The following is a 14,581-nucleotide window of genomic DNA, read 5'->3' on the forward strand; positions in this document are numbered from 1 at the left end:
TTCTGTAGATATAAAGTGTTGATTATAGACGAGCTTGGCTATCAGAAGATGGATGTTGATTCAGCAAATCTGTTCTTCAACCTGATAGCCAAAAGATATGAGAAGTCATCAACTATAATCACTACAAATAGCCCCTTCTCTAAGTGGGCTGATATATTTCAGGAGCCAGTTCTTACAAATGCTTTGTTGGACAGGCTACTTCATCACTGTTCTGTCATAAACATCAATGGACCATCATACAGGCTCAAGGATCAAATGCAGTTTATGACTGAAGACAATTAAAAAATCTCAAATAAAAATGTTGTTTTTCATACATCTTTATTTGAGATAAATCCTACATTTTTATATTGACATTTGCAATACCCGCATATTTGGGCGATAGTGTCATCCGAATTCGTAAAGTATCCCCTGTAAGTGGTAAACTATTTTCCATAATCCACGGCAATTAAATTTCCATAATAACGGCATTTTATTTTCCATAGTTCGTCCTTCGAATATACTTTTATTCGGAGGTGAAGAAAGGTGAAAAGTTGGATGAACTATGCGAAAATTCAAGAACTAAAGCGAAATCATTTTAACAAGAACCAGGTTGCTCTCCGTCTCGACATCGACTATAAGACGGTGATGAAATACTGGGACATGCCACCGGATGAATTCGCTGCGCATCATAACAGAGCGCAAAGAAGAAAAAAGAAAGCTGACATTTACAGGGACTATGTTGTAGCATGCCTGCAAAAGTACCCAGACATGACATCAGCACAGATCTATGACTGGATCAAAGAACGCGTCGGACAAAAGAGCCTGCCGTTTAAGAAAAGATCCTTCCGCAACTATGTCAAAGTACTCCGTAAAGAGTACGATATTCCCAAACCAGAAACATCCAGACAGTATGAAGCTGTCGATGAACTGCCCATGGGCGAACAGGCCCAGGTCGATATGGGCGAGATCAGTCTTGAAACAACATCCGGCCGCCGTAAGAAAGTATACGGTTTTGGAATGGTACTTTCCCATTCCAGATACAAATATATCTTATGGCAGGACAGGCCATGGACAACGGCAGATTTTGTTCAAGCTCATATAAAGGCATTCGCATTCTTTGGAGGCAGGCCTAAAGAGATTGTCTATGATCAGGATAAGGTCCTTGCTGTAAGTGAGAATCATGGGGATATCATACTTACAGAAGGGTTCCAGAATTACCTGAATGCAACCGGTTTCGAGCTATTTTTGTGTCATGGTGCTGATCCGGAGTCCAAAGGAAAAATCGAGGCAGTCATAAAGTACGCAAAGAATAACTTCGCAAAACATCGAATACTGGATGACATTGATAGCTTTAACATAGCTTGTCTTGAATGGCTTGAAAGAACCGGAAATGCTGAAGAACACGGGACAACAAAAAAGATACCGGCAGAGGTATTTACAGTCGAAAAAGAGTACCTCATCCCGGTATCCGAGTACAGCTTTGCTAAGCCTACTAAAGCAAGTATAACCTATCAGGTAAGGAAGGACAATCTCGTTCTTTATAAGAGCAACAGATACAGAGTACCAAAAGGAACCTATACCCAGGGAAAGCGCGTATTCATTATTCCTGAAGGTGATACGATTACCATCATTGATGCTGATACTGGTGTACTTTATGCCAGACATCCGCTTTGTACAGGAAAAGGTGAACTGATAGGTCATTCCAGTCGATCTTACAGAGATAAAAGTAAGACGATTCTTGAACTGGAACAGATAGTAAAAGATCTGCTTGGAGACTGCGATGGTAAAACTGATTCATTCCTTGCACATATACATGTTGACAAGCGCAGGTACTACAGGGATCAGCTTGGCGTTATCAAAAATCTTTTTGATGAATGGGATGCATCATTGATACAGAAGGCACTTGTTTACTGTGCAGAGCAGGAACTATATTCTGCAGGTGATCTTTCCAGTGCTACAGCATATATGTCTTCTCTTGAAGAGGATAAAAAGAATAAACCGGTTCTCCGAACCGCACAGATTCCAGAAAAGTACAGGGGTAATTCCCCCAGAATAAGGGATCTGCGAACCTATGAAGTCGCAATGGAAAGGAGGACCGTGAATGGATAAGCAACAAACGTTAAAAGCTGCATGTCAGTCCCTGGGCCTTATACACACAAGGAATGAACTTGAAACAATCCTGCATGACGCTGAGGAAAATGACAGCAGTTATCTTGATTTTCTTATCTCAGTAACAGATGGGGAAATACTATATAAACAGGAAAAGGCAAAAAGCAAAAGAATAAAGGAGGCAGGATTCCCATATCCAAAGTATCTAAAAGATTTTGACCTTAAATTCTGCAAGGCAATCTCAGCAAAGCAGTTCAAACAGCTGAGCGAGCTGACCTGGATAGATGGACTATATAACCTTATACTGTCAGGGCCGCCCGGCGTAGGAAAAACTCATCTTGCCATAGCTCTTGGATATCAGGCTTGTGAAGATGGGTATAAAGTCAGTTACACTACCATGAAGTCCCTGATAAAAGTACTACGCACAGAAGATATAGATCGTCGTTCACGAGCTAAGGTCAAAAGGATATATTCATCAAATCTGCTTATTGTTGATGAAGTAGGCTATCTTCCTATAACGGCTATTGAAGGAAATCTCTTTTTCCAGCTTGTTTCAGACCTACAGGAAAAGACATCTATCATACTCACGACCAATAAAGGTTTTGAGGAATGGACAGAGTTTTTAGGAGATGCAGCGCTTGCTACAGCCATTCTTGATAGGCTGTCCTACAGATGTGATAAGATTCAGATTGATGGAAAGAGCTACAGACTTGAAAACAGAAAGTCATTTTTAGATACGGAGGAGAAAAGCAATGGCAAAAAGAAAGCGGTTTAACATAGAAGATCTTTATCCCAAGGATTATTTCTTTGATTATGCAGAATTCATGAAGGATCCTGAAAACTATCAATTCACTGAAGCAGACTATGCATACCAGAATGCTATGGATCTGAAAAAATATGAGGAAGAAGTTCCTATGACCTACTATGAGAAAACGTTACTTCGCAAATGGGTCATGGATGGGCATAATCCAAGAGAAAACCCCGGCTCAAGATATCTCTGCATGACAGGCTCTGAGCCTATGGATTTCCTTGATGTTTATCGGATGGACAAAGAGATCAAGGAAGAAATGAAGGGCATGACCAAAGCTCAGAGGGAAGCTTATCTTAAAGAGCTTATGGGATGGACTGATGAAGATGAATCACAAAGTAATTCAGACTGGCTACCTATTGATGATGATGCCACTTCTCTCTGATCATGAGTGTTTCCGGGCGCTTGATCTTGGATGTGGAATTGGAAGAAATAGCATATATATAGCCGAGCAACTATGGACTATTATCGCCGGAGATATAACGGGGATATATAAGTGACATTCAAGATGTCACTTATGAGGGAAATGAATAAACTCAGAGCTTGCAGCGAAGAATAGTGGTATTTCGTGATATAATTACTTTATGGATAAGGAGAGTTTTTCTTTTGTTATATATATGATTCATGCTTGTGCCAATAAGTGGAGTAAAACGCCATCTGAAGTCTATTTTCTTATGACTCAGTCTGATTGCATAAATAGCTTTTTGGTGCCTAATTTTGATGTGCTTCATACACAGAGCACTTCTTATATTGTTGAGGATATAACGGAATACCTCAGGGTAAGGGGGATAAATGTATGATAGTATATCACGGATCAATTGAAGAAATCAGAAATCCTGATGTTCTTCACTCGTTCAGACCTTTGGATTTTGGAAAAGGCTTTTATGTGACTTCGGTCAAGGAACAGGCTGAGAGGTGGGCTTTAAGAAAAGCGGATATTTATAACAGGTCTGTTGGTATAGTCAATACATATACTATCTTGGATCAAAAAGACGGCTTGATAGAGAAAAGATTTGATGAAGACCTGGCTGAGTGGATAGACTTCGTGTGCAGATGCCGCGACGGATACGATGATTACCTGAAATATGACTTAATAGTCGGAAAAGTAGCTGACGATAAGGTGTTCAGGGTCGTTGATATGTATCACAGCGGAATCTGGGATAGAGATAGGGCTTTGCGTGAGATAAAGGCTTACCCTTCATATGACCAATCAGCATTTATTACGCAGAAGGCTATAGATCAGTTATTAATCTTTGAGTCATCATATGAGGTTTCAAATGGACGATAAAACACTAGAACAGGTATATCAGGAGCAACTAGAGGAGAGGATAATTGCCTGCATATCAGAACGAAGAGACATTTCGTATGAACGCGCTATGGATATTTATTATTCTAGTGCTCTTGCCAATAAAATACATGCTGGTAATGAGGGCATACAGTATCTGGATTACAAGGTCCTTGTGGATATTCTTGAGGAAACAGAAAATTAAAAAATAGGAATTGTCACTTTAATCAGAGGCGTTGTTTAGCAGTATTAATTGCTGTTAAGCGGCGCCTCTTTTTGATATATTAGAAATACACCAGATGACCCGGGGCAGAATACCGCATAATGACAACAGTATAACGCCTTACGTCCCTGCAAGAATAATCAGCAGTGTTAGAAAATTTTCTGGATACGGATTTGTATGATAGACTGGGTAAAGCAATTTCAAATATGCTTTGCCATCAGCACAAAGTGATTTGGCTCAGGAAATGACAAAAGATCCCTACAACTTTGATTTTTTGACCATAAGAGAAGATTATAATGAAAAGCAATTAAAAGATACTTCGATGTCTCATATAGCGTCGAAGTGCTTTTTTGCTTATAATTTAAGGAGCTGATTATATATGGGAGGAGTACCACATGATATATGCAAAACCTACGGAGAATCTGACGGGGATATGTCTGGAGGGGGAATATCTTGACTTCTATGAGATTGTAGAAAGTATATACAGGATGACTGGATTAGAAGATGATTACTACGATCCATATTGGGGAGTAAAGAATAGGCTTCTGGGTATGTGCTATGATATCAGGCATGCTTATCAGGGGGACCGTGAGGTTACCTTTGTTGATAACGGTGTAAATGATGCGTTGGAGAAGTGGCATGAAATGATCATGCCCAAAGAGAACGTCCATTATAAGGTCAATATTCTTTTCCCTGAAGCTGTTTTTGTGGCTCTGTCTGTAAGTGACCTTTATATCTTTTCTAAAAAGTATTATGACCATGAAAGGGTTAATGTAGAACATAGAGGAGATGTTTATCTGTGCGATTTTATAAAGGACAAAGGCAATCTTGAGATGTTATCATGTACAATCCTGGATGCGCTTGGGCGTGTAATAGGTGACGATGGTTTCAGGCAGATATTGAAGGAAATTGAGAGAAAAGACCTTAGTTGGGAAGCTCCTTTTTATCGATACATAACATCTTATGTTGACAGGTGTAATATTGAATATCTCAAAACTGTTCCTGAAAAGCGTAAAGACAAGCTGAGAAACATAGCAAAAAGGTTTGTTAAGCAGCCTCAGACATATCTGAATTTGAAGAGGGATTTTGAGTACTCTGCAAAGCAGCAGAATTGCAGCATCTATCATTTGTATGATCCAAAGAGTGATAAGTATCCAGAGGATATAGAGTGGTGATGAATAAGGGCATTTTTTATGACAAGGATATCCGTGAGCCATTGTTTGATTTCCTGGAAGACTCATTTGGAAAAGTGAGGATTCTTGAGGAGAAAAGAACCGGCAGTGCCAGGGCGGACGTCGTCATGATCACACCGGATTTTCTGTACGGCATAGAGATCAAAAGCGATGCTGATACATATGCCCGGCTCGAGAAACAGGTCAAGAACTACAACTGGTATTACGACCGCAATATCATTGTGGTGGGTTCATCACATGCAGCGCATGTAAAAGAGCATGTTCCAGACTGGTGGGGCATTATCACTGTAGAAGCTGATGAGAACGGAGCACCGGACTTTTATGTTATGAGGCAGGCGGATGTAAATCCCAGAGTCAAGGATAGGAGGAAAATCTCCATCCTATGGAGGACTGAGTTAAATCATCTTTTAGAGAGAAATGATCTTCCCAAATATAGAGAAAAGAGCAAGGTGTTCGTTCAGGAAAAGCTCATTGAAAAAGTTCCCGCTGAAATCCTGTGGAAGCAGGCATATGAGGAATTGTTTGAGAGAGACTATAACACAATAGCGGAAGAAATTGAGACCTATAGAAAGAAACGAAGAAAAGCATAGAAGGATAGAAAACTGTAATGGTCATTGCTGTTAGCGCATGCCTTTTAGGTGAGAACTGCAAATATAATGGTGGAAATAACTACAGCGAGAAGGTTGGGGCTTTCTGTGAAGGACATGAAGTGATTCCTATATGCCCGGAGGTAATGGGAGGTCTTCCTACACCAAGAGTTCCTGCTGAGATAGTGAACGGAGTTGTTACCAATAAAGAAGGCAAGATTGTTGATAAAGAGTTCAGATCCGGAGCAGAGGCGGCATTTAAGAAGATTATGGATTCTGGTGCTGAATTATGTATTCTTCAGTCAGGAATCAATAATAAGAAAATGTAGTTACCCACTATAAATGGGGATTAACCAAAATTAGAGATGGAAAGGCAGAAGAATTAATCATCCAATGTGATTGTGGAAATTATATTTCGTTGGGATTGGATTGAGACGGTATTTTTCAATCTTTATACCACAAGTATAATGACACCTTAAGAAAAAGGTGTTATGATTCGATATAAAGTAAGAGAAAAGGGCTTGGGCCCAGAAAGGATTAAGCGATGAGATTCATTATGACAAGTTATCCCAATAGTGAACGCTATGGAGCACTGCACAAAGATTATGAGCAGAGCTTTAAAACCATGCGCCCTTTACGGATAAGCAAATGTCGTAAGAAGACCATCTTGATATAGGACCGGAATCAGACCGGAGCATTACCATAGAAAGACTTCAGAACCGCTTATCCTGTAACAGGGATAGGCGGTTTTTGTTATGCTCCATTAGCTCAGTTGGCAGAGCAACAGACTTTTAATCTGTAGGTCGAGAGTTCGAGCCTCTCATGGGGCATTCGAAACGGAGGAAATAAGAAATGTTTGAAATCAAAGGAAAAATGAACACGGCAATCTGCTACGCGAAGGTTGTTGAGAATGAAGCAATTGAACAGATCCGGAGAATGTGTGATTACGGTTGCACCGAGGGTAGCAAGATCAGAATTATGCCTGATGTACATGCCGGAAAAGGCTGCACCATCGGAACAACCATGACAATTAACGGAAGAGCAGTTCCTAACGTTGTCGGTGTAGATATCGGATGCGGAATGTATACCGTGAATCTCGGAAAGGGTGATATCGACCTTGAGAAATTCGATGAAGCGGCACATTACATTCCTTCAGGAATGAACATCTGGGAGGAGGCTCAGGAAGATTTTGATTTGGATGAGCTCCGCTGCAGAGAGGATCTTCGTCATCCGGTGTACCTGGTAAGAAGCCTTGGAACCTTAGGAGGCGGCAATCACTTTATAGAGATTGACCGCGCACTGGATGGAACCAATTATCTGGTTATCCATTCCGGAAGCCGTAATCTTGGAAAACAGGTGGCTGAGCTCTATCAGAAGCTTGCAATTAACCTTCATAAAGGCGTTGGAGAACTGAAAGAGGAGGGGCAGAAGATTATTCAGACTCTTAAAGAGCAGGGACGACAGAAAGAAATTCAATCTGCACTCCAGGAGCTAGCCCGTAAAGCAAGAGAGAACGGCACCGATGTACCTGAAGATCTCTGCTGGTTGGAAGGGAAGTATCTGGACAACTATCTTCACGATATTGAGATTTGCCAGGCTTTTGCAAGGAAGAACAGAGAGACTATGGCGGAAGTACTCCTGGATCGAGTGGGAATAACCGCTGGCGTAGCTTTCCACACTATTCATAACTATATTGATACAAAAGAGATGATTCTTCGAAAGGGTGCTATTGCGGCCCATGAGGGCGAGGTAGTCCTCATCCCGATCAATATGAGAGATGGAAGTGTTCTGGCAGTCGGAAAGGGTAATCCCGAATGGAACTACTCAGCTCCTCATGGAGCAGGCAGAGTAATGTCTCGTAGCAAAGCATTTAAGACTCTGACATTGGAAGAGTATCAGGAAACAATGAAAGGGGTCTACACGACCTCAGTAAATAAAAACACATTGGATGAGGCTCCGATGGCATACAAATCTCTTGAGGACATCATAGATGTAATCAAAGAATCGGTTGATGTCATCGATGTGATGAAGCCCATCTATAACTTTAAGGCATCCGAGTAAGGAACGAACTGTTCCGGTCGGAGTGCCGGAACAGGAGGTAAATACAATGATGCAGAATATTCCCGCCATAAACATGGCTGGGACAGGGCAGAGGATATCAGATTTAAGGAGAGCGGCAGGCCTGTCCGTAAAGGACCTGCAGGATATTTTTGGGTTTGCAACGCCTCAGGCTATCTACAAGTGGCAGCACGGAACGGCAATGCCTACTTTGGATAACCTTGTAGTGTTATCTGTCGTACTAGGAGTAGCAATTGATGACATTCTGGTACTTGATTCTGCCAGTATAATTTCATTCAGCGCATGAAAAAGCGGGTACCGGATCAGGTACCTGCACATGGTCCTCTAGTCTAAAGGCCAGGACACAGCCCTTTCAAGGCTGGGATGCTCGGTTCAAGTCCGGCGAGGATCATACGGCCCCTTCGTCTAATGGTTAGGACGGCAGCCTCTCAAGCTGCAAATGCTGAGTTCAAATCTCGCAGGGGTCACTGTGGCTATGGTATAAAGGCTATTACATCAGATTGTGGCTCTGAAAATCCGGGTTCGATTCCCGGTAGTCACCCTATGGGTAGGTCGCATAGTGGCAATTGCAGCGGACTGTAAATCCGCCGACTTCGGTCTACGTTGGTTCGAGTCCAACCCTGCCCACTTATGTTTGCGAGTCCGAGTCGGTTTTTGAGCTGGCGTTTTTAAGGGACATCTTTTTTGTTAGATTATAGTCAGACAAGACAAGATAAAAAAGAAGAAAAACTCTGCTTTTAGAGAATATGAATTGATAACACAGTATAAGGAGGAACAAAATGGGTAAATTAACAATCGTAGGAAAAGCGGAAAGATCAGTAGTGGCAGATATCGTGGAAATCACGATGCGTTTTCTATCGCATGCTGGCAGTTCATCAGCCGCAGCAGCAAAAGTTATAAAAGACTGTGAGCAGTTCTTGGAGAATGTGAAGAGCTGGGGAATTGACTTAAGGAATATCCATATCTCCGATGATGACATCAATCAGGAATTTGAAGACAAGGAACTGGATGTAACAGCTACTCGTGAATTAAAGATAATTATTCCATTTGATATGGGATTTAACAATTCTTTAATGGACTTAATTGAAAAATCGGATATGGATGTTGACCTGAATGTACAGTATTCTTTGTCAAATAAAAAAGAATTACATGATGAACTATTAAAAGAGGCAATTAATGATTCAAGAAAAAAAGCTGAATTAATCGCAGAAACAATGGATCAGAAAATCTCCGGAATAGATACCGTTGAGCAGGGGGATCGCTACGACAGAAGCGAATATATGTGTTGTGAACAGGAGAGAGCTATTTCAGTTCCATACAGAAAACCGCAACTTTCTGACCAATTAAAGGCTCCGACGACTAAGGAGACCGAGGCCATAGAGATTGTTTGGATTATGGAATAAGTCTATGTTGGCAGGATCAAAGAGAAAATTATTATGGGACGAGTTTGGTTAAAAACAAAATACGACAATGGAATGCAGATGGATATTCCGCACAGCCATAACATGGCCAATGCAATGTATGGTTTTCTGGAAATGGGTGCAGAGATCATTCCTTATCATACTATCGATGATATCTATGACCGTGTTGAGAGAGAAGATATTGTCCTGGATTATATCGATCAGTGTAACGAGATATTTGCTAAATTTGACGTCAAACCACATATACCGGACTATCCGGACAATATGAGGGAATTCCTCGGCAGAAAAGTCTGGAAGGATACAATCAACAGTATTTCCTGTGATGAGTCTAAATGGACAGCCGGATATTTCGTTAAGCCGATCAGAGACAAGGCTTTTACTGGGAAAATCATATCAAGCATTGCAGATCTTGTTGGTTGTGGGAATCATTTTGAGAATTATGAGGTACTGGTATCAGAGCCATTGGATATTCTGGCTGAATGGAGAGGTTTTATCCGATATGACAAGCTGATTGACCTGAGACCTTATGGAATGCTACTTGATAAAACTCGTCAAAGTTATATTTATCATTATGATAGTGAGATTGTTCAGAGAATGCTCAAGGCATTTGTTGAATGGGAAGACAGGCCGGCTGCTTGTAGCATGGATATTTGTTATACCAGAGATGGCCGGACATTGCTGGTTGAGTTTAATGATGCGTATGCACTTGGACATTATGGGTTGCCGAGTATTCAATATGCAAAGCTAATATCAGCCAGGTGGGCGCAGCTTTTGGAAAGAGAAGATGAATTCGATTTCTGAAGGAGATGATTCTATGGATAAGGTTAAATTTGAAGTAGTTGTTTGGGGAGGCGGATGGGAAGATTACAAGGTATATGTCAATGGTTCAGAGCATTACCTACTTACTACTTGCATTTGGGGTAAGTATGAATTGGGAGAACTCATTGAGGCACTTTGCTGTATGAGTCCAGATTTTTATCAATATTGCTATGGCACTGATTATGCATATTTAGACCGATGTGATAAACCATTTCGCATTATAAAAAAGAAGAATGGTGATCGGTTGGTTGAATCAATTGATGAAGAAGGATATAAAGGTGGAGACATTGTATTTTGCGAGGATATTCCTCAAGTCGTTCATTTATCTTGGGATGCAGAGGGAAGAAGTACTGACTGGAATATAGATAGAACCATTACGGCTGATAATGATTTTACCCTAAAAATCAGAATTGAAACACATTATGAGGACGAAGAACAGTTTGATTTTACGGTTTCTTATAAAGAATTTGCCTTGGCAGTGGCCAATGGATGCGTCGAAGCACTTAAGCGACACGGGTTCTTTGGCTGGGAGAAATCAAACTATGGCCATCAATTAGATTTAAAGCAAATCATATACTTAAAGGCAATTGGGAAAGATCGATTATCAGATATTGAAATGACTTGTCCTTATGAAAAAGAGGGCGAAGTTACCTCTTTTGAAAAAGAAATGGATATCTTGTTTTCATAGATGATGCGGAGGGAATTATGCCTACCATGGCTATTATGATTGGAATCCAGGCAAGCGGGAAAAGCAGATTCTGTGCGGAGAAGCTTGCAGATTATGTTCGGGTGAATCTGGATACGCTTCATACACGCAACAAAGAGAATATGGCAATTGAGGATGCAATCTCAAGACAGGTGGATTTGGTCATTGATAACACAAATCCTACTGCGGATGACAGGACCAAGTATATTTGTATAGCCAGAGCAGCCGGATATAAGGTTGTAGGATACTTTATGCAGTCCAAATTGCAGGATTGTATCGCTCGAAATGAATTACGAGAGGGCAAAGCTAAAGTACCGCGGACTGCGATAGCCAATACTTCCAACAAGTTGGAGATGCCGTCTTGTGCGGAAGGTTTTGATGAATTGTTTTTTGTAAGCATTGTAGATGATGCGATTAATATCGATGAATGGAGGGATTCTGAATGAACTTCGATGAACTTGATAAGAAGATGCGAGTATATGAACAGTCGTTGGATCAGGTGATCCTTCCGGAGACTTATATGGTGGCGCGGTTGGATGGTCGTGGCTTTACCAGACTGACCAAGGAAATCTGCAAATTCGAGGCACCGTTTGACGAGCGATTCCGAGATTTGATGGTCAACACAGTGGAGGCTTTGATGGACTGTGGATTCAGGATAGCCTATGGATTCACAGAGAGTGACGAGATTTCATTGCTGTTCGTGCCTGGGGATGAAACCTTCGGGAGAAAGGTCCGCAAGTACAATTCCACGCTTGCTGGCGAAGCAAGTGCAGCGTTTTCCCATGCACTTGGACGGGTAGCTACATTTGACTGCAGGATTGTTCCGCTTCCGAATGCGGAGAAGGTAAGAGATTACTTCCTCTGGAGACAGGAGGATGCACACAGGAATTCTTTGAATTCATATTGTTACTGGACACTCAGGAAAGAGGGAAAATCCGTGCAGGAAGCAACTGCGATGCTGGAAGGGAAGTCTGTTTCTTTCAAGAATGAGTTGCTCTTTTCGAAGGGTATCAATTTTGACAAGCTTCCTTCCTGGCAGAAGCGTGGGATCGGAATCTGGCGGGAACAGTATGAAAAAGAAGGTTTCAATCCGATAAAGAATGAAAAGGAAATGGCTGTCAGAAACCGTTTGAAGGTAGAGTATGAGCTTCCGCTTGGACCTGCATATGGAGATTTGATAGAGGAATTCCTGAGCAAAACGGATTATATTACAAGTTGAATGACATTTTTCCAAGGCTGTGGTATTTTATACTCGAAAGGAAACGGAGCGAAGAGCTCCCGGGTACAAAGAGGCAGATAATTATGATGGCAAACAGAAACTTAGAAATGAATATCTGTGTAGAGAGCGCATACAGAGTTAGTATGCCCGCTTTCCCGTGCCGTACTATGCCCAAAAATATCATGCGACTTGGAGGTATACAGACATGCAGTCAGTAGATGCATAGCTGAATACTTAATAACGAAGACAAGCCGCAGAGGATGAATTTCCAAAGCGGCTTTTTTATTTGCATCGCAGAGTGGACTGGAGATGGATCCAGCCGTCCTTCATACGGACTGTAACGCAGGTTCGAATCCTGCCTTTGCGACTCGCGGGGTGGTCTGGAGTTGGTACCAGCCGAGCCTCATAAGCTCTGTAATGTGGGTTCGAATCCCATCCCCGCAACTCTCGGGATGTAGTGCAATTTGGTAGCATCTACTAGCTCTGCTTATGTCTAAAAAGAGCTAAATATAATAAAAGAGTAAATATCGGTAATAAATATAATATTACCGATATTTACTTAAATTGATTGCTTATCCAAATCGTACATAATTTTGCAGATTTGGATAAGTATTATTGACTTATATAATCGATATGCTTATTATATTCTTATGAAAAAGAAGATTATTGGAAGAACAAGGGAATATGCAAGGCTTGACAAATGTATGCGCGAGGAAACAGCGCAGCTTGTCTTGGTGTATGGGCGAAGAAGAGTTGGTAAGACATTTTTGATAAATCAATACTATGGGAACTCTTTTAGCTTTAAGTTGACAGGTGCATATAATAAGCCGAAGGTTGACCAGTTACTGGCTTTTATAAATGAGCTAAATCGAAAGTCTCATAAGAAGATACCAACACCAACAAACTGGACAGATGCATTTGAGCTTTTGCGTGAATACATTGAGGAGCAGGATCCAGAAAAGAAATGTGTTGTTTTTTTTGATGAGATGCCATGGCTTGATACGCATAAATCTGGGTTCCTCTCAGCTTTTGAGTATTTTTGGAATGATTTCGGATCCTCTGTTGACAACCTTGTTTTTATAGTGTGTGGTTCAGCGACATCTTGGCTGGTGGATAATATAGAGCATAATAAGGGTGGTCTTTTCAATCGTCAGACATGTAAGCTTTTCTTAGAGCCATTTTCACTAGCTGAAACTGAGGAGTATTTGATCAGTAAAGGTATTCGTTGGTCAAGATATGATATTACAGAGTGCTATATGATAATGGGTGGAATACCATATTATCTGAGCCTTTTGGATAAAGAAATGTCATATCTTCAAAATATTGATTATTTGTTCTTTAGAAAAACGGCAGAACTATGGGATGAATTTGACCATTTGTATAATACCTTGTTTGCACAGGGTGAGAATTATATTTCTGTAGTTTATGAACTCAGTAAGAAGAAAAACGGTCTTACGAGAGAGGATATTTCCAAAGCGACAGGGCTTGCATTAAATGGTGTATTGTCCAAGATTATAAAGAATCTGGTAGATTCCGGTTTTGTCAGAGAAAACCCGTTTTTTGGCAAAAAGAAGAAAGATACTCTTTATCAGTTAGCTGATTACTATTCAAGCTTTTATTTTAACTATATAAGGGATAACAAGGGCAGGGATGAACATTATTGGAGCAATACGCTCGATGCTCCTGCCAGAAAGACCTGGGCTGGAAATATGTTTGAGCAGGTATGTAAAGATCATATCAGCCAGATTAAGCAAAAGATTGGAATTCTAGGCATTCTATCCACTGAGTCATCTTGGTTCGTGAAGGCAGATAAGAAGCTTGGTACAGCGGGGACACAAATTGATTTGATTATTGATCGTCGCGATAGAGTTATAAACCTCTGTGAGATGAAATTTTCTTTGAGTGAATACGCCATCGACAAAGACTATGACGAGAAATTGAGAAAGAGGATAGAGACCTTCCGTAAAAATTCAAAGACTAAAAAAGCAGTTCAGATAGTATTTGTAACAACTTATGGGGTGGAATCAAATCAGTATAGTGGAATTGTTCAAAAGCAGGTCACACTAGATGATTTGTTCAAAGCCAAAGAGATATAATTGCTTATCTTAATCGCATGCCATAACGAAGATTTGGATAGGTAATAATGCAAGCTG

Annotated in this window: 17 protein-coding genes, 7 tRNA genes and 2 pseudogenes; all 26 read left to right on the forward strand. The window is 40.9% G+C overall.

Annotation, left to right across the window (positions count from 1 at the left end; genetic code table 11):
• Positions 1–282 (forward strand): ATP-binding protein (locus G636_RS0113660; protein ID WP_026508038.1); only part of this gene is annotated, 282 nt, incomplete at its 5' end.
• A 240-nt stretch (positions 283–522) separates the two neighbouring features.
• The gene (gene istA, locus G636_RS18650) at positions 523–2,088 is read left to right on the forward strand and encodes an IS21 family transposase (RefSeq protein ID WP_242826979.1); all 1,566 of its coding nucleotides are present in this window, start codon (positions 523–525) and stop codon (positions 2,086–2,088) included.
• Positions 2,081–2,863 (forward strand): IS21-like element helper ATPase IstB, encoded by a 783-nt coding sequence (gene istB, locus G636_RS18655; RefSeq protein ID WP_051227035.1) that lies wholly within the window; start codon positions 2,081–2,083, stop codon positions 2,861–2,863. The genes istA and istB overlap by 8 nt, the downstream gene beginning before the upstream one ends.
• Positions 2,841–3,281, forward strand: a complete 441-nt coding sequence (locus G636_RS0113675) for a hypothetical protein (protein ID WP_026508513.1) — start codon at positions 2,841–2,843, stop codon at positions 3,279–3,281. Before istB ends, G636_RS0113675 begins: the two co-directional genes overlap by 23 nt.
• A 232-nt stretch (positions 3,282–3,513) precedes the next feature.
• Positions 3,514–3,696 carry a DUF3791 domain-containing protein gene (locus tag G636_RS21210; RefSeq protein WP_242826981.1) on the forward strand — a complete coding sequence of 61 codons (183 nt, stop codon included), beginning with the start codon at positions 3,514–3,516 and terminating at the stop codon, positions 3,694–3,696.
• Positions 3,693–4,184, forward strand: coding sequence for a DUF3990 domain-containing protein (locus G636_RS0113685; RefSeq protein WP_026508515.1), 492 nt, complete (start codon positions 3,693–3,695; stop codon positions 4,182–4,184). The genes G636_RS21210 and G636_RS0113685 overlap by 4 nt, the downstream gene beginning before the upstream one ends.
• Positions 4,174–4,386 carry a hypothetical protein gene (locus tag G636_RS0113690; RefSeq protein WP_026508516.1) on the forward strand — a complete coding sequence of 71 codons (213 nt, stop codon included), beginning with the start codon at positions 4,174–4,176 and terminating at the stop codon, positions 4,384–4,386. The genes G636_RS0113685 and G636_RS0113690 overlap by 11 nt, the downstream gene beginning before the upstream one ends.
• Before the next feature lie 161 nt (positions 4,387–4,547).
• Positions 4,548–4,738: pseudogene (locus G636_RS21215) on the forward strand (PDDEXK nuclease domain-containing protein); the annotation flags it as partial.
• A gap of 61 nt (positions 4,739–4,799) precedes the next feature.
• A complete protein-coding gene (locus tag G636_RS0113695; protein ID WP_026508517.1) occupies positions 4,800–5,579 on the forward strand; it encodes a DUF6904 family protein in 780 nt (259 codons plus the stop codon).
• A gap of 11 nt (positions 5,580–5,590) precedes the next feature.
• Positions 5,591–6,187 (forward strand): sce7726 family protein, encoded by a 597-nt coding sequence (locus tag G636_RS0113700; protein WP_026508518.1) that lies wholly within the window; start codon positions 5,591–5,593, stop codon positions 6,185–6,187.
• A gap of 17 nt (positions 6,188–6,204) precedes the next feature.
• A pseudogene (locus tag G636_RS18660) lies at positions 6,205–6,489 on the forward strand (DUF523 domain-containing protein); the annotation flags it as partial.
• Between the two features lie 452 nt (positions 6,490–6,941).
• A tRNA-Lys gene (locus tag G636_RS0113710) sits at positions 6,942–7,014 on the forward strand.
• Positions 7,015–7,036: 22 nt separating this feature from the next.
• Positions 7,037–8,245 carry an RNA-splicing ligase RtcB gene (locus tag G636_RS0113715; protein ID WP_026508519.1) on the forward strand — a complete coding sequence of 403 codons (1,209 nt, stop codon included), beginning with the start codon at positions 7,037–7,039 and terminating at the stop codon, positions 8,243–8,245.
• Between the two features lie 49 nt (positions 8,246–8,294).
• A complete protein-coding gene (locus tag G636_RS0113720) occupies positions 8,295–8,549 on the forward strand; it encodes a helix-turn-helix domain-containing protein (RefSeq protein ID WP_026508520.1) in 255 nt (84 codons plus the stop codon).
• Between the two features lie 32 nt (positions 8,550–8,581).
• Positions 8,582–8,654, forward strand: a tRNA-Glu gene (locus G636_RS0113725).
• 3 nt (positions 8,655–8,657) lie between these two features.
• Positions 8,658–8,730, forward strand: a tRNA-Glu gene (locus G636_RS0113730).
• Positions 8,731–8,732: 2 nt separating this feature from the next.
• A tRNA-His gene (locus G636_RS20385) sits at positions 8,733–8,804 on the forward strand.
• 4 nt (positions 8,805–8,808) lie between these two features.
• Positions 8,809–8,890, forward strand: a tRNA-Tyr gene (locus tag G636_RS0113735).
• 152 nt (positions 8,891–9,042) lie between these two features.
• A complete protein-coding gene (locus G636_RS0113740) occupies positions 9,043–9,666 on the forward strand; it encodes an SIMPL domain-containing protein (RefSeq protein WP_026508521.1) in 624 nt (207 codons plus the stop codon).
• Between the two features lie 33 nt (positions 9,667–9,699).
• The gene (locus G636_RS0113745; RefSeq protein WP_026508522.1) at positions 9,700–10,485 is read left to right on the forward strand and encodes an ATP-grasp domain-containing protein; all 786 of its coding nucleotides are present in this window, start codon (positions 9,700–9,702) and stop codon (positions 10,483–10,485) included.
• Between the two features lie 13 nt (positions 10,486–10,498).
• On the forward strand, positions 10,499–11,191 hold the full coding sequence (locus G636_RS0113750) for a hypothetical protein (protein ID WP_026508523.1): 693 nt from the start codon (positions 10,499–10,501) through the stop codon (positions 11,189–11,191).
• A gap of 26 nt (positions 11,192–11,217) precedes the next feature.
• Positions 11,218–11,655, forward strand: a complete 438-nt coding sequence (locus G636_RS0113755) for an AAA family ATPase (RefSeq protein ID WP_242826980.1) — start codon at positions 11,218–11,220, stop codon at positions 11,653–11,655.
• Positions 11,652–12,428 carry a tRNA(His) guanylyltransferase Thg1 family protein gene (locus G636_RS0113760; protein ID WP_026508525.1) on the forward strand — a complete coding sequence of 259 codons (777 nt, stop codon included), beginning with the start codon at positions 11,652–11,654 and terminating at the stop codon, positions 12,426–12,428. Before G636_RS0113755 ends, G636_RS0113760 begins: the two co-directional genes overlap by 4 nt.
• 292 nt (positions 12,429–12,720) lie before the next feature.
• Positions 12,721–12,795: transfer RNA gene (locus G636_RS20390), tRNA-Met, on the forward strand.
• Positions 12,796–12,797: 2 nt separating this feature from the next.
• Positions 12,798–12,872, forward strand: a tRNA-Met gene (locus G636_RS0113770).
• Positions 12,873–13,078: 206 nt separating this feature from the next.
• Positions 13,079–14,524 carry an AAA family ATPase gene (locus G636_RS0113775; protein WP_026508527.1) on the forward strand — a complete coding sequence of 482 codons (1,446 nt, stop codon included), beginning with the start codon at positions 13,079–13,081 and terminating at the stop codon, positions 14,522–14,524.
• Positions 14,525–14,581 lie beyond the last annotated feature (57 nt).

The sequence above is a fragment of the Butyrivibrio sp. MC2013 genome, assembly GCF_000424585.1.
In the GTDB taxonomy this organism is placed as follows: Bacteria; Bacillota; Clostridia; order Lachnospirales; family Lachnospiraceae; genus Butyrivibrio.